This is a genomic window from Acidovorax sp. M2(2025) (assembly GCF_049330835.1).
Taxonomy (GTDB): Bacteria; Pseudomonadota; Gammaproteobacteria; order Burkholderiales; family Burkholderiaceae_C; genus Acidovorax.
On record NZ_CP186262.1, the window covers coordinates 4,288,427 to 4,307,071 of the forward strand.

17 protein-coding genes are annotated in these 18,645 nt (G+C 70.3%); 12 read left to right on the forward strand and 5 right to left on the reverse strand.

Annotation, left to right across the window (positions count from 1 at the left end; all coding sequences use genetic code 11):
• Window positions 1-5: 5 nt before the first annotated feature.
• Genes ACOYR3_RS19675 through ACOYR3_RS19695 form a run of 5 tightly spaced genes read left to right on the forward strand, consistent with a single transcriptional unit; the run spans window position 6 to window position 6,247 of the window.
• Complete coding sequence (locus ACOYR3_RS19675) at window positions 6-389, forward strand: response regulator transcription factor (RefSeq protein WP_422843986.1); 384 nt, start codon at window positions 6-8, stop codon at window positions 387-389.
• Window positions 386-1,147: an HD-GYP domain-containing protein gene (locus tag ACOYR3_RS19680; protein WP_422843987.1), complete on the forward strand. Its 762-nt coding sequence runs from the start codon at window positions 386-388 to the stop codon at window positions 1,145-1,147. Before ACOYR3_RS19675 ends, ACOYR3_RS19680 begins: the two co-directional genes overlap by 4 nt.
• Entirely contained in the window at window positions 1,144-1,962 is an 819-nt protein-coding gene (locus ACOYR3_RS19685; RefSeq protein ID WP_422843988.1) for an ABC transporter substrate-binding protein, read from the forward strand. Before ACOYR3_RS19680 ends, ACOYR3_RS19685 begins: the two co-directional genes overlap by 4 nt.
• Window positions 1,963-1,985: 23 nt before the next feature.
• Entirely contained in the window at window positions 1,986-4,484 is a 2,499-nt protein-coding gene (locus ACOYR3_RS19690) for a PAS domain-containing protein (RefSeq protein ID WP_422843989.1), read from the forward strand.
• Window positions 4,481-6,247: a sensor histidine kinase gene (locus ACOYR3_RS19695; RefSeq protein ID WP_422843990.1), complete on the forward strand. Its 1,767-nt coding sequence runs from the start codon at window positions 4,481-4,483 to the stop codon at window positions 6,245-6,247. Before ACOYR3_RS19690 ends, ACOYR3_RS19695 begins: the two co-directional genes overlap by 4 nt.
• Before the next feature lie 21 nt (window positions 6,248-6,268).
• On the opposite strand, the gene lepB is transcribed toward ACOYR3_RS19695, so the two are convergent.
• From lepB to dapF, 4 genes are all read right to left on the reverse strand, one after another.
• Complete coding sequence (gene lepB, locus ACOYR3_RS19700; protein ID WP_422843991.1) at window positions 6,269-6,949, reverse strand: signal peptidase I; 681 nt, start codon at window positions 6,947-6,949, stop codon at window positions 6,269-6,271.
• A gap of 116 nt (window positions 6,950-7,065) precedes the next feature.
• The gene (locus tag ACOYR3_RS19705) at window positions 7,066-8,031 is read right to left on the reverse strand and encodes a tyrosine recombinase XerC (protein ID WP_422843992.1); all 966 of its coding nucleotides are present in this window, start codon (window positions 8,029-8,031) and stop codon (window positions 7,066-7,068) included.
• Window positions 8,032-8,126: 95 nt separating this feature from the next.
• Entirely contained in the window at window positions 8,127-8,831 is a 705-nt protein-coding gene (locus ACOYR3_RS19710; protein WP_422843993.1) for a DUF484 family protein, read from the reverse strand.
• On the reverse strand, window positions 8,828-9,721 hold the full coding sequence (gene dapF, locus ACOYR3_RS19715; RefSeq protein WP_422843994.1) for a diaminopimelate epimerase: 894 nt from the start codon (window positions 9,719-9,721) through the stop codon (window positions 8,828-8,830). The genes ACOYR3_RS19710 and dapF overlap by 4 nt, the downstream gene beginning before the upstream one ends.
• Before the next feature lie 129 nt (window positions 9,722-9,850).
• Between dapF and ACOYR3_RS19720 the strand changes: the two genes are divergently transcribed.
• Together ACOYR3_RS19720 and ACOYR3_RS19725 are read left to right on the forward strand one after the other, a co-directional pair.
• The gene (locus ACOYR3_RS19720; RefSeq protein ID WP_422843995.1) at window positions 9,851-10,561 is read left to right on the forward strand and encodes a glutathione S-transferase N-terminal domain-containing protein; all 711 of its coding nucleotides are present in this window, start codon (window positions 9,851-9,853) and stop codon (window positions 10,559-10,561) included.
• A gap of 152 nt (window positions 10,562-10,713) precedes the next feature.
• Window positions 10,714-10,911 (forward strand): hypothetical protein, encoded by a 198-nt coding sequence (locus ACOYR3_RS19725; protein ID WP_422843996.1) that lies wholly within the window; start codon window positions 10,714-10,716, stop codon window positions 10,909-10,911.
• 35 nt (window positions 10,912-10,946) lie between these two features.
• Here the strand turns inward: ACOYR3_RS19725 and ACOYR3_RS19730 are convergent, their stop codons facing one another.
• Window positions 10,947-11,831 (reverse strand): LysR substrate-binding domain-containing protein, encoded by an 885-nt coding sequence (locus ACOYR3_RS19730; protein ID WP_422843997.1) that lies wholly within the window; start codon window positions 11,829-11,831, stop codon window positions 10,947-10,949.
• A gap of 128 nt (window positions 11,832-11,959) precedes the next feature.
• Here ACOYR3_RS19730 and ACOYR3_RS19735 point away from each other — a divergent pair, with 128 nt between their 5' ends.
• The 5 genes from ACOYR3_RS19735 to ACOYR3_RS19755 all read left to right on the forward strand — a co-directional run bounded on the left by ACOYR3_RS19735 (window position 11,960) and on the right by ACOYR3_RS19755 (window position 18,632).
• Window positions 11,960-13,162 carry an MFS transporter gene (locus ACOYR3_RS19735; protein ID WP_422843998.1) on the forward strand — a complete coding sequence of 401 codons (1,203 nt, stop codon included), beginning with the start codon at window positions 11,960-11,962 and terminating at the stop codon, window positions 13,160-13,162.
• 16 nt (window positions 13,163-13,178) lie between these two features.
• Entirely contained in the window at window positions 13,179-14,858 is a 1,680-nt protein-coding gene (locus tag ACOYR3_RS19740) for an MBL fold metallo-hydrolase (protein WP_422843999.1), read from the forward strand.
• A gap of 174 nt (window positions 14,859-15,032) precedes the next feature.
• Window positions 15,033-15,818 carry an rRNA pseudouridine synthase gene (locus ACOYR3_RS19745; RefSeq protein WP_422844000.1) on the forward strand — a complete coding sequence of 262 codons (786 nt, stop codon included), beginning with the start codon at window positions 15,033-15,035 and terminating at the stop codon, window positions 15,816-15,818.
• A gap of 250 nt (window positions 15,819-16,068) precedes the next feature.
• Complete coding sequence (locus tag ACOYR3_RS19750) at window positions 16,069-17,331, forward strand: DUF898 family protein (RefSeq protein WP_422844001.1); 1,263 nt, start codon at window positions 16,069-16,071, stop codon at window positions 17,329-17,331.
• A gap of 149 nt (window positions 17,332-17,480) precedes the next feature.
• The gene (locus tag ACOYR3_RS19755; protein WP_422846623.1) at window positions 17,481-18,632 is read left to right on the forward strand and encodes a M48 family metallopeptidase; all 1,152 of its coding nucleotides are present in this window, start codon (window positions 17,481-17,483) and stop codon (window positions 18,630-18,632) included.
• The last annotated feature ends 13 nt before the right edge of the window (window positions 18,633-18,645 follow it).

Sequence of the window (18,645 nt, forward strand, 5' to 3'; positions counted from 1 at the left end):
CCGCCATGAGCCAACGCATCCTGATTATTGAAGACCATGCGGACATTCGCCGCCTGATCCGCATGACCCTGGAGTTCGAGGACCACGAGATCCACGAGGCGGTCAATGCCGACGAGGGCCTGGCCGCCGTGCAGCAATGGCGCCCCCAGCTGCTGCTGCTGGACGTGATGATGCCCGGCAGCATGGACGGCCTGGAGCTGTGCCGGCGGGTCAAGAGCGACCCGGCGCTGGGCCGCCCCTGGGTGGTGCTGCTGACGGCCCGGGGGCAGAGCCAGGACATCGAGGCCGGCATGATGGCCGGCGCCGACGCCTACCTGCTCAAGCCTTTCAGCCCCCTGAAGCTGATCGAGACCATCAACAGCCTGGGCACCGCGGGCGCCACGTCATGACGCCGCCCACCCGCGAGACCACCCAGTTTGCGCCGGCCGCGGCGGTCCAGATGGAGGCGATCATCTCGGACCTGGGGCGCATGTACCAGGAGCGCAACCAGGCGCTGCAGGAAGTGGCCCGCGCCCACCATGAGGCGCTCTTTCTGCTGGCGCAGGCGGCCGAATACAAGGACGACGACACTGGCGTGCACATTGTGCGCATCGGGTTCCTCGCCGAGGCGATGGCCTTGTTCCTGGGCCAGCCGCAGGACTATGCGCTCACGCTGCGCAAGGCCGCGCCCATGCACGACATCGGCAAGATCGGCATCCCGGACCAGGTGCTGAAAAAGCCCGGCCCGTTCACCCCCCAGGAGCGCGCGGTCATGAACCGGCACCCGCTGATCGGCGCGGACATCCTGGGCAAGTCGCGCATTGCGCTGTTCCAGATGGCGGCCGAGATCGCCCTCACCCACCATGAGCGGTGGGACGGCAGCGGCTACCCGAACCGGCTGGCGGGCCCAGCCATTCCGCTGTCCGGGCGCATCGTGTCGCTGGTGGACTACTACGACGCCCTGACCATGGACCGGGTGTACCGGTCGGCGCTCAGCCACGAGAAGACCGTGGAGATGGTGCAGGCGGAGCGGGGAAAGGCCTTCGACCCGGACATCGTGGACTGCTTTGTGCGCCACAGCACCGCCATCCGGGCACTGCGCGAGCGCGTCACACGCACCCGCATGACGTTTTCGGACCTGGCGGACATTCCGCCGGAGGCCGCATGACGGCGCAACTCCTGCCCCGCCGCCGGGCATGGGCCACCGCGCTGGCTGCGCTGGCAGCGTTGTGGACCCTGGCCCGCCCGCCGGCCACCGCCGGCGAGGTGCTGGACCGCGTGCACGCCCGCGGCGAGGTGCGGGTGTGCATCTGGCCGGAGTACCAGCGCATCAGCTTCCGCGACCCGCGTTCGGGCCAGCTCGGCGGCCTGGACATCGACCTGGCCACCGCCCTGGCGTCCGACCTGCGGGTGCGGCTGCGCTTTGTGGACTCGTCGTTCGTGACCCTGGTGCCCGACCTCCTGTCCAGCACCTGCGACGTGGCCATGTTCGGCATCGCCATGCTGGCCCGGCGCACGGAACAGCTGCAGTTCGCCACCCCCTACCTGCAAAGCGACATCTACGCGGTGACCACCCGCACCAGCCGGGTGGTGCGCCAGTGGAGCGACATCGACCAGCCGGGCGTGCTGGTGGGCGTGCAGGCCGGCACGTTCATGGAAACCGTGCTGCGCCAGCGGCTGCAGTACGCGGGCCTGGTGTCCATCCGGCCGCCCGAGACGCGCGAACGGGAACTGGCGGCCGGCCGCGTGGATGTCTTCATGACCGACTACGCCTACGGCCGCGCGCTGACCGAAAGCACGGAATGGGCAGCCTTGCTGAGCCCGCCCAAGCCCTTCCACGTGCTGCCCTATGCCCATGCCATCAAGCCCGGCGATCCGGAGTGGCTGGCCGCTTTGAACGCGTTCATCGAACGCGTGCGCCAGGACGGCCGGCTGGGCGCCGCCGCCCGGCACCACGGGCTCGAACGCATCCTCCTGAACTGACCGACTCCCCCTACGCCCCCGTTATGAAACGCCCTTTTCCCACCCTCCAGCGCCGCTTCGCCGACCTTGCCAGCTGCAGGGTCCTGACCAGCGGCTTGCTGCTCATCCTGTGCGTGCTCATCGGCACGGCGGGACTGATGTGGCTGGAGCTGCGCCGCACCGAGGCAAACGACCGCCGGCAGCTGGAACTGCTGGCCAGCGTGATGGAGGCGCACAGCACGCAGGTGTTTGACAACACCAAGCTGGCGCTGGACACCCTGGCCAAGGGCCTCGGCGCAGAGGGCCAGTCCCTCGCGCAGCTGGAGGCGCAGCAGTCCAACCGCCTGCAGGGCCTGCCGTTCCTGCGCAGCATTGCGGTGGTGAGCCCGCAGGGCCAGGTGCTGGCCTCCACCACCCCCGCCGACCGCGGGGCCCGGGTCGACCTGCAGCGCCTGCACCTGGGGGCCCTGGACGGCGACCGCGTGGTCATCGGGCCGTGGGTGGGTGGGCGCACGCTGGCGCAGGGCGACCGCAGCCCGGCCGTGCCCGCCGGCCTGGGGTTCATTCCCGTTGCACGGCGCGTGCAGCTGTCGCCGGCGTCGTCGGTGCTGCTCATCGCACAGATCAGCCCCGACGCGTTGGCGACCTACCAGCAGCAGCTGATGGAGGCCGCCCCCGCCCGCACCCAGGTGCTGCTGGTCCTGGACAACGGCACCTTGCTGACGCAGGTCGGCAACGACACCCTGGCCCCCAGCGGCGATCTGGGGGTGCATCCATTGTTCAAGAATCCCCTTCCAGGACACAAAGGAACCTACGGACCGCTGCCCACGTTCCGGCCCGAATCCAGCCTGGGCGCCTGGCACCTTTCCAACAGCCACCCGGTGGTGACCCTCGTGGAGCAGCCTTATGCGGCCACCACCCAGCAATGGCTGCGCTCGCTGCGCGGGCCGCTGCTGTTCATCGTGGCGACGCTGGCCGTGATCGGCCTGCTGACCCGGGCATCGTGGCGCAATACCCGCGCGCGGGAAGCCGCCCAGCGTGAGCGGGACGAGGCCCAGCAGGAAACGGCACGCCGGGAGCAGGAACTCTCCGTGCTGTTCAAGAGCGTGCAGGAGCTCATCTTCCGCACCGACGCCGAGGGCATGATCCGCTTCGTGAACCCGCGCTGGCATGCCATCACCAGCCAGCCCCCGGAAGCCGCGCGCGGCCAGTACCTGCGGGACGTGGTCGACCCCGAGGACCGCGCCGCCATCGACACGCTGTTCGATGCCGCCGGGCCGGCCGGGGTGCGCATGGCCCAGGTGCACCTGCGCGGCCCCGAAGGCGAGACGCGTGCGCTGGACATTTCGGTCGTGCCACTGCGCGACCGCACGGGCAAGCTGCGCGGCTTTGCCGGCAGCGCCGCCGACGTGACCGACCTGCTGGCCGTGCAGCAGCGCCTGCAGGAGCAACTGGAGTTCACCGCCCAGGTCCTGGAGTGCAGCCCGCTGCCCATCTGCATGACGGCGCCGGACGGGCGCCTGCTGTCGGTCAACCAGGCCTGGGAGGATTTCACGGCGCTGGACCGCGCCGACGTGCTGGGCCGCCGCAACGCCGACGTGCTGCCCCCCCACGAGGCCCAGGCCTACGGTGCGCACGACGACCAGCTGCTGCGCCAGGGTGGCCGCATCCGCTACGAGGAACGCCTGCGCCGCCCCGATGGCAGCTACCGGGACGTGCAGATCACCAAGGTGCTCGTCACCGCCCACGGCCACCAGCCGGTGGGCATCCTGACGGCCGCCATGGACATCACCGAATTCCTGGCCGCCCGCGACCTTGCCGAAGAGGCGTCCCGCGCCAAGTCGGAATTCGTGGCCAACATCAGCCACGAGCTGCGCACGCCGCTGCAGTCCATCCTGGGCTTCTCGGAGCTGGGCACGGCGCGGGGGCGGCACCAGACCAAGCTGGCCTCCATGTTCGGCGAGATCCACGACGCGGGCCAGCGCATGCTGGTGCTGGTCAATGACCTGCTGGACATCGCCAAGATCGAAAGCACCGTCGGCGCCTTCCATTTCGAGCGCGCGGACGTGCGCGACCTCATCGAGGACGTGGCCGGCGAGATGGAACTGCTGCTCGGCACCAAGCGCCTGAGCCTGAGCCTGCGCCTGGGCCGCATGCCCCTGGTGGCCAAGGTGGACCCCGCACGCTTCCAGCAGGTGGTGCGCAACGTGCTCGGCAACGCGGTGAAGTTCTCGCCCGAGGACACCATCATCGACATCCAGGCCGGCATCGCCGCCGACCACAGCATCCACATCCAGGTGCGCGACCAGGGGCCGGGCATCCCGCCTGCCGAACTTGAGACGGTGTTCCAGGCCTTCGTGCAGTCGAGCAAGACGCGCGACGGCTCGGGCGGCACGGGCCTGGGCCTGGCGATCTGCCGCAAGATCCTCACCGCGCACGGCGGCCGCATCCATGCGACCAATGCGCCGGATGGGGGTACCATCTTCCACATCATGCTGCTCACCGCCGAGTACACCGACACCATGCCGGCCACGCTCACATGATCCGGCTCCCCCGCCTCACCCGGTGGCGGCGCAACCCCGCCCAGATGTACTTCGTGGTGGCCTGCGTCTTCAGCGCGCTGGTGCTGCTGAGCGCCTGGGCCACCATGGCGGCGCTGCTGCGCTGGCAATGGAACGAGACGCTGAGCGCTGAAATGCGCCAGAACACCAACACCGCCCTGGCCCTGAAGGAGCACACCCTGCGCATCCTGGACACGGTGGACCAGGCCATGTCGCGGCTGGAGAACACGGCCCGGGACGGTCCGCTGGAAAGCCAGGACTTCATCAGCATCGCCAACGAAACCGGCATGGTGCCGCACATCCTGACCCAGCTGTCCTTCGTGGACGCCGAAGGCCGCTTCCAGGGCAGCAACCTCGACCCCGACGGTTCACGCAGCAACCATGTGAACCTGCTGGAGCGCAACCACATCGGCGTGCACCTTTTGCCGCCCGGGCAGGCGCCCGGCCCTCAGGGCATGCTGCACAACGGACTCTTCGTGGGCCGGGCGGTGCTGGGCAAAGTCTCGGGCGTATCGACCATCCAGCTCTCGCGCAAGGTGGTCGGGGCAGACGGGCGCACGCTGGGCGTGGTGGTGGCCTCGCTCAACCCTTCGCACTTCGCCGAGGTGTACCGCGGCGTGGAGCTGGGCAGCGAAGGCGGCGTGGTGCTGGCGGGCCTGGACGGCGCCATCCGCGTGCGGGTCCTGGGCGGGGCCACCGCCAGCGTGGAAAGGCCGCTGCCGGATGCACTGCTCACCGCGGTACGCAACAAGAACAGCGGCGCCCTGCTGGCGGGGTCCTCCGATGGGCTGTCGCGCATCATCGGTTTCAGCCGGGTCGGCAGCTACCCGCTGGCCGTGCTCAGCGGCACGTCGGAGGAGCAGGCCTTTGCGCCCTGGCGCACCACACGCAACACCGTGCTGTGGCTGACGGTGCTGCTGAGCATCATGGTGGTGGCCTTTGTCGCGGTGTTTCTGGGCAGCATCCGCCGGCTGGCCGTCAGCCACGCGGCCCTGGAGCACAGCGAGGCACAAGCCCAGCGCGCCAACCAGGCCAAGAGCGAGTTCCTGGCCGCCATGTCGCACGAGCTGCGCACCCCGCTGACCGGCATCCGCGGCTTTGCCGAACTGATGGAACTGCGCAGCAAGGACCCGCAGACGCGCGAACAGGCGGGCTACATCCGCCAGGGCGCCGAGCATCTGAACGCCCTGCTCACCGAGATCCTCGACCTGGCCCGCATCGAGGCCGGCGCCATGCCCACGCACCCCGAGCCGGTGCCCCTGCGGGACCTGGTGAACGAGGTGGTGGAACTGTTCCGCGTGAGCGCGGCGGCCAAGTCGCTGGCGCTGGAGGTGGCCACCGCTCCGGCGGTCCCGCAGACGGTGGTGACGGACCGGCTCAAGCTCAAGCAGATCCTGAACAACCTGCTGTCCAATGCGATCAAGTTCACACCGTCCGGCGGGGTGCGGCTGGTGGTCAGCCTGGACGCCAGCGGGCAGCAGGTGCTGCTGCGCGTGACGGACACCGGCCCGGGCATCCCCCGCGAGCTGCACGACGTCATCTTCGAGAAGTTCAGCCAGGGCCACGCCCGCATCAGCTACGAGCACGGGGGCACGGGGCTGGGCCTGTCGCTGTCGCGTGCGCTCGCCCGGCTGCTGGGGGGCACGCTGTCGGTGGAGTCCCAGGTTGGCGAGGGCTCCACGTTCACGCTTTCGCTGCCCGCCCACGCGCCGCTGGCGGCCCCGGGGGAATCCGCGCCGGCCTGACCTCAGAACGTGTTTACGTTCTCAGATCCCGCGGCCGAAGCGGTCCCAGCGCGGCAGCCAGTTCGTGAGGATGTCGGCCGACACCATCACCCGCCGGGCCTGGCCGATGAGCAGGTGGCGCGGCACGAAGCCGATGTAGCGCGAATCGGCACTGTTGTCCCGGTTGTCGCCCAGCACCAGGTACTGCGCCGGCGGCACGGTGACAGGGCCGAAGTTCTTGCGGGCCGAGACCCCCTGCAGCCACTGGACGCGCCGCTCATGTCCCTGCAGGTGCTCGGTCCACCGGACGGCGGGCACCTGGGCGCCCACTTCGGACAGCGCTTCCACCACCGTCTCCGGGGCATCGTAGCGGGCTGGCTCGCCATTGAGATAGAGCACCTCGTCGCGCATTTCCACGGTATCGCCCGGCAGGGCGGCAATGCGCTTGATAAGCCGCGTGCCGTCCAGCGGCGAAGCAAAGGTGACCACGTCGCCCCGCCGGGGCTCCCCCAGGTGCGCCAGCACCACGTCGGTCAATGGGAGCTTCAGGTCGTAGGCCAGCCGGTTGACGAACACCACGTCGCCTTCCAGCAGCGTGGGGCGCATGGAGCCCGTGGGGATGGGGTTCCAGTCGGCGATGGCGGTGCGGAACACCCCCAGGCACAGCAAAAAGACGATAAAGCCCCGGTGGGCCCGCAGGCCGGTACGGATCCATTGACGCATGCAGAAAGCCCTCCCGGCGGCCCGAACACAGAAGCGGCCGCACCGGCGTCCGAGGCGATTCGGCCGATTTGGTTCCCGAAGAGCCTGTCTACGATCTCCCAGGGGTCGCGCAGCGGTCAGTCCGCAGGCTTCTTGCGTGCGCGGGGGTGGGCGGCGTCGTAGACCCGCGCCAGGTGCTGGAAGTCGAGCCGCGTGTAAACCTGGGTGGTGGTGATGTTGGCGTGGCCCAGCAGCTCCTGCACGGCGCGCAGGTCGCCGCTGCTTTGCAGCACATGGCTCGCAAACGAGTGGCGCAGCATGTGCGGGTGCACGGGCGTGGTCAAGCCGGCTTGCTGGCTGCGCTGGCGCAAGCGCAGCCAGATGGACTGGGCCGTGAGCCGGGCGCCCCGCTGGCCCACGAACAGCGCCGCGTCCAGCCGCGCTGCACCTTCGCCGCCGAAGGGCACCGCACGCAGCGCCAGCCAGGCCTGCAGCGCGGCCACGGCGGCACGCCCCACGGGCACGCTGCGGCGCTTGCTGCCTTTGCCAAACACATGGGCTTCCCCCGCCTGCAGGTCCACCCAGCCCCGGCCCTGGCGCTGCGTGTCGGCGCCGGGCGCCACATCCAGGCCCACCACTTCGCCAACGCGCAGGCCGCAGCCGTACAGCAGCTCGACCAGGGCCGCATCGCGCGCCTCCAGCCAGGGGTCGGCCCCCGGGTTGTCGTATTCGGCCAGGCGGACCGCGTCGTCCACCCCCAGGGCCTTGGGCAGTGGCTTGGGCGCCTTGGGGGCGCGCACGTCCTGCACCGGGTTGTGCGCAACGAGCCCCTGGCGGCCCGCCCAGGTGAAAAAGCCGCGCCAGCCCGACAGGACCAGCGCAATGCCGCGGCCGCTGCGCCCGGCGCTGTGCATCTGCGCCACGAAGCGGCGGATGTGGGCGCTGGTGAGCTGCAGCAGCGGCAGGTTCACGCCGGCCGCGAACTGCGCCAGCTTTTCCAGGTCGAGGGTGTAGAGAGTGAGCGTTCGCGCCGCCAGCCGCTTTTCGACGCGCACATGCTCCAGGTAGCGCAGCACGTGCGGGTCGGGCTGTGCCTCCGGCATCCCGCTGCGGTCCTATTAACGGCGCGCGGCGCCCGCCCGCGCAGCGAAGCGCAGAGAGAGCGGGAGGAAGGCGCGCAACGCCGCAGGGAGGTGGCTCATTGCAAGCGCAGCAAGGCCGCGCTGGCAAGCTCCGCCATGCGCGCCAGGAAGTCGGTGCCCATGGTGGCGTCAAAGCGCTGCGGGTCGGGCGAGCCCAGCACCAGCAGGCCGAACGCCGGCGTGGCGCTGTCGATGGCGCCCGCGCGCAGCGGCAGCAGCGCCAGCGACTGGGCGGGCTCGCCGCCTTCTTCCTGGGCCTGCTGCGCCAGCCAGCCGGCGGGTTCGAACCCCAGGTTGGGGCCGCAGAACGGCATGGTCAGGGACGAGGCGAAGGCGCGCGCGTCGTCGCTGGCACCCTGGGTGAAATCCGCATCGATGTACGGCGCCGCCACTTCCCACACGCGGACGGCGGCCTGGGGCACATCGAACAGGGAGCGCACCCCGTCCACCACCGCCTGGGGCAGGTCGAAGGGATCGCGCACCTGCAGCAGCGCGCTGGTCCACTGGTGCACCTTGTGCGCAATGGCGGCGTTCTCCGTGCTGTTGCGCACCATTTCCATGATGCGGTGCTCCAGGCCCTTGATCTTCTCGCGCAGCATCTCGGCCTGGCGCTCCTGCAGGCTCACGGCGCGGGCGCCGTGGGGGCTGGTGATCTGCACGCTGGCCAGCACCTCGGCATGGCGCTCGAAGAAGCCCGGCGTGTTCGTGAGGAACTGGGCGATGTCGTCTTCGGTGATCGGGGGAATGTGGGAGGTCGTCATACGGGGGTGTCGGGAATGTCGATCTGGCCTTCGAACACGGTGGTGGCCGGGCCGGTCATGAAAACGGAGTCGGCCTCCCGGCCGCTCCAGGCAATGGTCAGGCGACCGCCCCGGGTCTGCACGTCCACGGTGGTGTCCAGCAGCCCCAGGCGGATGCCCGAGACCACCGCCGCGCAGGCGCCGGTGCCGCAGGCCAGCGTCTCGCCCGCGCCCCGCTCGAACACCCGCAGCCGGACATGGCTGCGGTCCACCACTTGCAGGTAGCCGGCGTTCACGCGCTGCGGAAAGCGGGCATGCCGCTCGATCAGCGGCCCCGTCAGCGCCACCGGCGCCGCGTCCACGTCGTCCACCAGCTGCACCGCATGCGGGTTGCCCATGGAGACAACCGCTACCAAAACCGTAGCGCCTTGCGCTTGCCCATCCAGCGCCAGCGGCCATTTTTGCCCTGAACCCTGGGCCACGGGCGCCAGGCCCGATGCGTCGAATGGCACCTTGGCGGGCTCGAACTGCGGGCTGCCCATGTCCACCGTGACCCGGCCGTCGCCGGTGAGGCGCGGGGAGATCACGCCGCTCTTGGTCTGCACGCGGATCGTGTCCTTGCCGGTCAGGCCCCGGTCGTGCACGAAGCGCGCAAAGCAGCGCGCGCCGTTGCCGCACTGCTCCACCTCGCCGCCGTCGGCGTTGTGGATCACGTATTCAAAGTCCACGCCCTCGGCCGCCGCACGGGGGCTGGGGGGCCGCACGGTCAGGATCTGGTCGGCGCCCACTCCGAAGTGGCGGTCGGCCAGGAAACGGTACTGGGCCGCAGACAGGCCCAGGGGGCCGGCGGTCTCGTCGAGCACCACGAAATCGTTGCCCGCGCCCTGCATCTTGGTGAAGCGAATCTTCATGCCGCGATTATCGCCCGCGGCGCCGCCAGCGCCGGCGGCCTGGCAAGGCCCTGCCGTGCAAGGGCGGGCGCTCCAGTTTAGGCTTGCGCTTTTTTGGCCCACCGGCCGCAACCCGAAGGATTTTTCAGCATGGCCCAGCCCGCTCTCTCAGCCTTCCCCATCACCCGCAAGTGGCCCGCCCGGCATCCCGACCGCATCCAGCTGTACTCGCTGCCCACGCCCAACGGCGTGAAGGCGTCGATCGCGCTGGAGGAGCTGGGCCTGCCGTACGAGCCCCACCTGGTGAACTTCGAGACCAGCGACCAGTTGTCGCCCGAGTTCCTCTCGCTCAATCCCAACAACAAGATTCCCGCCATCCTGGACCCCAACGGCCCGGACGGCCGGCCGCTGGCGCTGTTCGAGTCCGGCGCCATCCTGGTGTACCTGGCCAGCAAGACGGGCCAGCTGCTGCAGCAGGACACGGCCGGGCGCTACGAGACGCTGCAGTGGGTGATGTGGCAGATGGGCGGCCTGGGCCCGATGTTCGGGCAGCTCGGCTTCTTCCACAAGTTCGCCGGCAAGGACTACGAGGACAAGCGCCCCCGCGACCGCTACGTGGCCGAGTCCCAGCGCCTGCTCAAGGTGCTGGACCAGCGCCTGCAGGGCCGCCGGTGGGTGATGGGCGACAGCTACACCATTGCCGACATCGCCATCTTCCCCTGGGTGCGCAACCTGGTGGGCTTCTACGGCGCGGGCGACCTCGTGGAGTTCGGGCAGTTCACCGAAGTGCAGCGGGTGCTGGACGCCTTCGTCGCCCGCCCGGCCGTGGCCCGGGGGCTGGCCATTCCGGCGCGCGGCTAAGACCCTGTCCCAATACGGTCCCCCAAAAGACTTTGAACGGCTTCCAAGGCGGCCGGCTTTTTCATGCGCCTTTGATTTCGATCAGGTCGGCGGGGCCGCCGCAGCGCCGGTTGCCACCTACCATGACCCCCTTTTCTCAACAGGGAGAACCCATGGGACTGACCGTCGACGTACTGGAGGACCTGGGCGCGCGCAACCTTCAGGCCGCGGCCCAGGCAGCCCTGCAGGAAAGTGATGCCATCGCGCTGATCGAACTGCTGGAGATGCTGTGGAGCTGCGAACTGGAGGGGGCCGGCGCCGTCATCGACGCCGTGCTGCAGCGGCTGCAGCAGTTGCGCGCACAGCGCTGAGCCGGCCCGGGGCGGCAGCGGCCCCGGCCAGATCCCTAGCCCAGGCGCTCCTGCAGGAAATCGAGAAAACACGCGATCCGCGCCGCCAGCTGCGTGTTGCGGTAGTACACCGCGCTGATGCTCTGGCGCACGTCCACCGTCTCCCGGGCCAGCACCTGCACCAGGTCGCCGCGCGCCCGGTCGGCCGCGGTCATGAAATCCGACAGGCACACCACCCCCGCCCCCTGCAGCGCCAGCTGGCGCAGGGTCTCGCCGCTGGACGCGGTCAGGGCCGGGGCCACGGGCCACTCGTCGCCATGGGCGCCTCGCAGCGGCCAGCGGTTGAGGGATTCGGGCTGCGTGAAGCCCAGCAGGGTGTGCCGCTCCAGGTCTTGCACGGAGCGCGGCTTGCCGCGGGCTTCCAGGTAGGCGGGGCTGGCCAGCACGCGAACGCGGCCGGTGCACAGCGGCCGCGCATGCAGCGTGGAGTCGCGCAGCGGGCCGATGCGGATGGCCACGTCGGTGCGGCGCGCCAGCAGGTCGATGTTCAACTCGTCCGTATCCAGCTCCAGCGTGATCTGCGGGTAGGCGCGGCGAAACGCCGGCACCAGCGGCACCACGGCGTGCAGCATGAACGGCGTGGCGGCGTTGACGCGCAGCCGGCCGGCGGGCTGCTGGCGGCGGGCCGCCAGGTGCTCTTCGGCCTCTTCGATGGAGGCCAGGATGGCGCGCGTGCGCTGCAGGAAGCCCTGGCCCTCCTCCGTCAGCTCGGTGCGGCGGGTGGTGCGGCGCAGCAGCGTGGTGTCCAGCTTCTTCTCCAGCCGCGCCAGCGCCCGGCTGGTGCCGGAAACCGTCTGGCCCAGGCGCTCGGCAGCCGCCGTGAGGGAGCCGCTCTCCACCACGGCCACAAAGGCCTGGAGTTCTTCGAGGGTGGTTTTCAAGGGATTCTCCTGCGCAAGCTCCGCACGGCCAATTATTGACTTGTGCGCAAGTATTTTCTGCCGATTCACCACTTTTTCTACAAGGACCAGAGGGCCACACTCCGGGCGTTTTCACCAGGAGTGCTTTCATGCCCATTGCCTTGTTCGCGCTGACGCTCAGCGCTTTTGCCATCGGCACCACCGAATTCGTGATCGTGGGCCTGCTGCCCACCGTGGCGGCGGACCTCGCCATCAGCCTGCCCTCGGCAGGCCTGCTGGTCAGCCTGTACGCCCTGGGGGTGGCCGTGGGCGCGCCCGTGCTCACGGCGCTGGCCGGCCGCGTGCCGCGCAAGACGCTGCTGCTGGCGCTGATGGCCCTGTTCACCGCCGGCAACCTGCTGGCCTGGCAGGCCCCGAGCTACGCCGCGCTGGTGGCCGCGCGCGTGCTCACCGGGCTGGCGCACGGCGTGTTCTTCTCCATCGGATCGACCATCGCCACCGGCCTGGTGCCGCGCGAGAAGGCCGCCAGCGCCATTGCGATCATGTTCACCGGCCTTACGGTGGCCCTGGTGACGGGCGTGCCGCTGGGCACCTTCATCGGCCAGCACTTCGGCTGGCGCGACACCTTCCTGGCCGTGGCGGCACTGGGCGTGCTGGCCTTCGCCGGCAGCGCGCTGTTCGTGCCGCGCGGCATTGCGCACACCCCGCCCGCCACGCTGCGGCAGCAGGCCCGCGTGCTGGCCGAGCCGCGGCTGCTGCTGGTGTACGCCAAGACGGCCATCGGCTACGGCGGCACGTTCATCCCCTTCACCTTTCTGGCGCCCATCCTCACCGACATTGCGGGGTTCAGTGCGGGCGCCGTGGGCTGGGTGATGCTGGTGTACGGCGCGTCGGTGGCAGCGGGCAACCTGTGGGGCGGGCGCCTGGCCGACCGCCTGGGGCCCATCCCGGCGCTGCGCATCCTCTTTGCGTTGCTGGCCGCCGTGTTGCTGCTGCTGCAGTTCACCGCGCCCCATCCCTGGCTGGTGGTGGGCACCGTGCTGCTGTGGGGTGCGGTGGCGTTCGGCAATGTGCCGGGGCTGCAGGTCTATGTGGTCCAGCAGGCCGAGCGCTGCACGCCCGGTGCGGTGGACGTGGCCTCGGGCCTGAACATCGGGGCCTTCAACCTGGGCATTGCCGGCGCCGCCTGGGCCGGCGGCCAGATCGTGACGCACTGGGGGCTGATGCACACGCCGTGGATCGGCGCGCTGGTGGTGCTGGTGGCGCTGGGCCTCACGCACTGCAGCGGCGTGCTGGACCGGCGCGGCGGCGTCCCGGCCCGCAGCGGCCGCCCTGTGCCCGCGGCGCACTGAGCCCGATAATGGCCCGATGCCCCGCACCCGCCAACAACTGCACCCCCACCGCGAGCCCGTCGCGCCCCGCCCCGCCGCCACCGTGCTGCTGCTGCGCGACGCCACCGGCGCGCAGGGGGGCATCGAGGTGCTGATGACCCGGCGGTCGGACCAGGCCAGCTTTGCGCCGGGCGCCTACGTGTTCCCCGGCGGCGGCATCGACGCGCTGGACGCGGCCCCCGAAACCCACGCCGCGGCCGACCGCCGCCCCACGCAGAGCGACCTGCACCTGACGCAGGCCATCGCCGCCATCCGCGAAAGTTTCGAGGAGCTGGGCGTGCTGCTGGCGCGGCACGCGGCCGACGGGCGCTGGGCCGGCGCCAGCGACATCGCCGCCCTGGACCGCCACCAGCCCTTCGTGGCGCAGTGCAGCGCGCGCGGCCTGCGGCTGGCGGCCGACAGCGTGTTCCTGCTGGCCCACTGGACCACCGACCGCGACCTGCCGCGCCGCTTCGACGTGCCCTTCCTGGTGGCCCGCATGCCCGCAGGCCAGGAGCCCGTGGCCGACGAGGCCGAGCAGTTCGAGCCCGTGTGGGTGCGCCCGGCCGACGCGCTGGCGCGGCACGAGGCGGGGCAGTTCTTCATGATCTTCCCGACCATCCGCACGCTGCGGCGGCTGGCCGCGTTTGCCACCACGCAGGCCGTGTTCGACGCGCTGGCCGACGAGCAGCCGCTGTGGACCAGTTGCCCCCGCGCCGGCACCCTGGCCGGCAAGGAGGCGCGCTACATGGAAGGCGACCTGCCCTACGGCGAGCTGGCCCTGGTGTGCCCCGACGGGCAGATCGCCCACCCGCTGGACTGGCAGACCGAGCGCCCCGTGCCGCTCTTGCGCAACGTGCAGCGACTCACGGCCCCCAACCCGGGCGTGATGACCGGCCCCGGCACCAACAGCTACCTGGTGGGCGAGCCGGCCACGGGCTACGCCGCCATCGACCCCGGCCCGGCCGACACCGACCACCTGGACAAGCTCTGGCGCGCAGCGGGCGGCGACATCCGCATGATCGTATGCACCCATTCGCACCCCGACCATGCGCCCGGCGCCGCGCCGCTGCAGGCGCTGTGCGTGCAGGCGGGCCGGGCGCGGCCGCCCATCCTGGGCTTGCCCTCGGCCCCCACCGCACGCGCCGCCAGCCAGTTCACGCCCGACCGGTCGCTACAAAATAATGAGCTGCTCGCGCTTTCTGGTAAAGGGCCAGAGGGCGAAATCACCCATACCCTGCAGGTGGTCCACACCCCCGGCCACGCGGCCAACCACCTGTGCCTGCTGCTGGTGGAAGACGCCCTGCTCTTCAGCGGCGACCACATCCTGAACGGCAGCACCACGGTGGTGGACCCGCCGGACGGCAACATGGCCGACTACCTGGATTCGCTGGACCGGCTCGACGCCCTGTGCGCCGCGCAGGGCGTGGAGTTCATCCTGCCCGCCCACGGCTACGTGATCGGCGACGCCCGCAGCGCCATCGCCCGCCTGAAGGCCCACCGCCTGGCCCGCGAGGCCAAGGTGCTGGCCGCCCTGCAGGCGCTGCCCGAGGGCACCATGGACGATTGGGTACGCCACGCCTACGACGACGTGCCCGAGCGCATGTGGCCGGTGGCGCAGCGCTCGCTGCTGGCCCATGTGGAGCGCATCCGATCACTGCAGCCCGGCAACGACTGAGCCGAAACCTTTTCTCCCTGGGTTGATATGGCAAAACCGCTCGCGCTGAGTCCGTCGAAGCGCCGCGCAATGCTTCGACAGGCTCAGCACGAACGGTACATGCCGGTTCCGGCGTGACGATTGTTTAAACCATCCCCCCGGCGTCAGCCCATTCCTCGCCAAAGCCTCTCTTCCATGACCGACCAACACCCCGACCCCACCCACATCCGCCTGGCCAAGCGCGTGGCCGAGCAACTGAACTGCTCGCGCAGCACGGCCGAGCAATTCATTGAAGGCGGCTTTGTGAGCGTGGACGGCCGCGTGGAAGAAGCCCCCGGCGCCCGCGTGCGCCCCGACCAGATGGTGACGGTGGCGCAAGACGCCAGCCTGCTGGCGCTGACCCCGGTCACCCTGCTGCTGCACAAGCCCGCAGGCTTTGAAGCCGGGCTGGGCCTGCCCGCCGGGCCCGCCGCACACGGCAGCCGCAGCCAGGGCGCGCCGCAGGCGGTGTCGCTGCTGGGCGCCGCGTCCCACCTGGCGGAGGACGCCTCGGGCATCCGCGTGCTGCAGCGGCACTTCAAGCAGCTGGAGTGCTACACGCCGCTGCCCACCGAGGCCAGCGGCCTGGTGGTGTACACGCAGGACAAGCGCGTGGCGCGCAAGCTGGCCGAGGACATCGAGGCGCTGGAACAGGAGTGCATCGTGGAGGTGGCCGGCGAAATCGCCACCGGCGGCCTGCAGCGCCTGTGCCACGGCCTGTCCTTCAACGGCCGCCCGCTGCCGCCCATCAAGGTCAGCTGGCAAAGCGAGCACAAGCTGCGCTTTGCACTCAAGGGCATCCGCCCGGGCCAGGTGCCCTCCATGTGCGAAGCGGTGGGGCTGTCGGTGGTGGGCCTCAAGCGCATCCGCATCGGCCGCGTGCCGCTGGCCAAGGTGCCGGAGGGGCAGTGGCGCTATTTGCAGCCTTGGGAGAGGTTTTGACCCCCCCTGAGGCGCCTTCGGCGCCCTCCCCCCAGGGGGACGCACCCAGTGGCCTGGCGAAGCCAGTTCCACGGGTGCACTGGCGGAGGAGCGCCCCCGGCAAGCGCTCCTGCCGGTGTGCGGGCAACACTCTGTCAGCTACTAAAAAGATAGCTGTCAGCGCTTGATACGAAAGGTCCAGAGGCCAATCTTGCTTGAAATTCTCTTCTAGGCCCGCTGCTACACTGCGCGCCACAACAGGAGGGAGTTCATGCGCCAACAGGCTTTCGACAGTGCGGCTGCACAGGTGTCCACCTTCATGCCACAGAACATCGACGCGCATCCGCTCGAGTTCACCGGCAGCGGTGGCGAGTATTTCCGGGTGTGGATCGTCAACGTGCTGCTCAGCATCGTCACGCTGGGCTTCTACACGCCGTGGGCGCGGCGGCGCACGGCGCAGTACTTCTACAGCCACACGCTGGTGGCGGGCAGCCCGCTCGAATTCACCGCGCAGCAGCGCAAGATGGTGGTGGGCTTCGTGCTGCTGATGCTCATCACCCTGGCCTACAACATCGCCGCCAACACGGGGCAGGACGCTGCCGTGGGGCTGCTGCTGCTCGGCGGCGCGGCCCTCTCGCCGCTGATCTGGGGCAGCGCGATGCGCTTCCGGCTGGGCTCCACGCGCTGGCGCGGGCTGCGGCTGCAGTTCACCGCCAGCTGGAAAGAGGTCTACCTGGCCAGCTGGCCGCTGTTTGCCCTGGCCCTGGTGTGGTTCGGCGTGTTCTTCGGCCTGCAGATGCTGTCGCCCGAGCTGGCGCAAGTGCTGGAGGAGGTCGAGGAAGAAGCCGCCCGCCCCAAGATGCCCGCGTTCACCCCGGCCATGGGCGCCCTGCTGCTCCTGGGCCTGGCGCTCACGGTGCTGTGCTTCATCCGGCTGGAATACAACTACAAGAGCCTGCTGGTGCTCAAGACCCAGGTGGGCGCAGAAAAGGGACGCTGGAAGCCGGTGTACATGGACTTCGTGAAGGTGTGGCTGGCCACGGTGGCCGTGTTCATCCTGTGCGTGGTCGGGTTCTCGCTGCTCATCGGCCTGCTCGCGGGCAGCTCCATCGCGCTGGTGGCCAGCCAGAGCAGCCGCATGGGGCTGTGGCTGTTCGTGGTGATCATGGTGTCCATCGTGGCCGGCATCTTCATGCTGGTGCTGGCCTCGGCACCCGCCCGCGCCTACCGCGAGGCGCGCATGTTCCAGCTGATGTGGAACAACATCGGCGTGAGCCAGGTGGCGCGCTTCAAGTGCCACCTCAAGAGCGGGCGCTACGTGGGCCTGCGCCTCAAGAACATGCTGCTCACGCTGCTGACGCTGGGGCTGTACCGCCCCTTCGCCCGCGTGAGCGAGTACCGGATGAAGTGCGAATCCGTCACGCTGCACGTCAAGGGCGGCGTGGAGCAGGTGGCCGGCACGCTGGTGCGCCAGCAGCAAGGCGGCCTGGGCGATGCCCTGGCGGACGCGGCCGGCCTCGACTTGATCGGATGATGGGCACGTCCTCTGCGCAAACCCCTGACCCGCCTTCCCGCGAAGCGAGGGAAGCGGGAGAAGCGGGAAGCCGCGCTGCGGCCCAGGGGGATGCCCCCGTCTTGCCTGGCCGCTGGTTTGACGGCCTGAGCAGCAAGGCCCGGCCCGTGATGGTGGGCCTGCAGCCCACGCCGCAGGGCCCGTCGCTGGTGCTGCACCCGCTCTCGCAGCCGGGCGCCGAGCCGGCCGTCTTCGCATGGAAAGACGTGGGGTGGCCGGAGGCCTGGAACGAGCGCAAGCCCCCGCCCCGGGTGGTGGTGGACCTGCGCGACCACGGCAGCCTGGAAATCGATGCCGTGGCCCAGTGGCGCGCGGCCCTGGCCGCGGCGGGGGACCGTCCCAGCGTCGCGCAGCGCATGCAGACCCGTTGGCCGGTGCTGCTGGGCGTGGCGGCGGCCGCGGCCGTCGGCCTCACGCTGTTCTACCGCTACGGCACGCCCTGGGCCGCCACCCAGCTCACGCGCTTCGTGCCGCTGGCCTGGGAGACCAGCGTGGCCGAGAACGTGCTCCAGCAGATGGACGCCGGCACGCTCAAGCCCAGCAAGCTGCCCCGGGAGCGGCAGGACCAGCTCAAGGCGCGTTTCGACGCGCTGGCGCGGCAGGTGCCGCCCGGCCTGCAGCGCTACCCCGGCTACCGGCCGCCCTTGAGCCTGGAGTTCCGCTCCGGCATGGGCGCCAACGCCTTCGCGCTACCGGGTGGCAAGGTGGTGATGACCGATGGCATCGTGAAAGCCGCGGCCGACAAGGGCCTGACCGACGATGCCCTGGTCGGCGTGCTGGCTCACGAAATGGGTCACGTGGTGCAGCGCCACACCACGCGCATGGTGGTGCAGCAGGGCGTGCTCAGCATGGGCCTGGGGCTGGCGCTGGGCGACGTTTCGGGCGTTGTCTCGACCGGCGCCTCGGTGCTCACCGGCCTGTCGTACAGCCGCGCGCACGAGCGCGAGGCCGACTGCTACGCCATTGCACTCATGGCGCACGCCGCGCTGCCCACGGCGCCCATGGGCCAGCTGCTGCTGGCCATTGCGCACGAGGACGACGAAGACAAGGACGCACAGAAGAAAGACGGGGGCAAAGCCCCCGCAAGCGGCGCATCCACCCCGGCGTCCGGCGCCAGCGCGCCCGGCAGCGCAAGCCAGCGCAGGGCTGCCGAAGACCTGGCCTCGCACCCGGTCTGGTCGCTGCTGAGCAGCCACCCCGACACCGTGGAGCGCGCCACCGAACTGGAACGGGGCCACGCCCCGCACTGCGCCAACAACTGACGGGGCGCGGGCG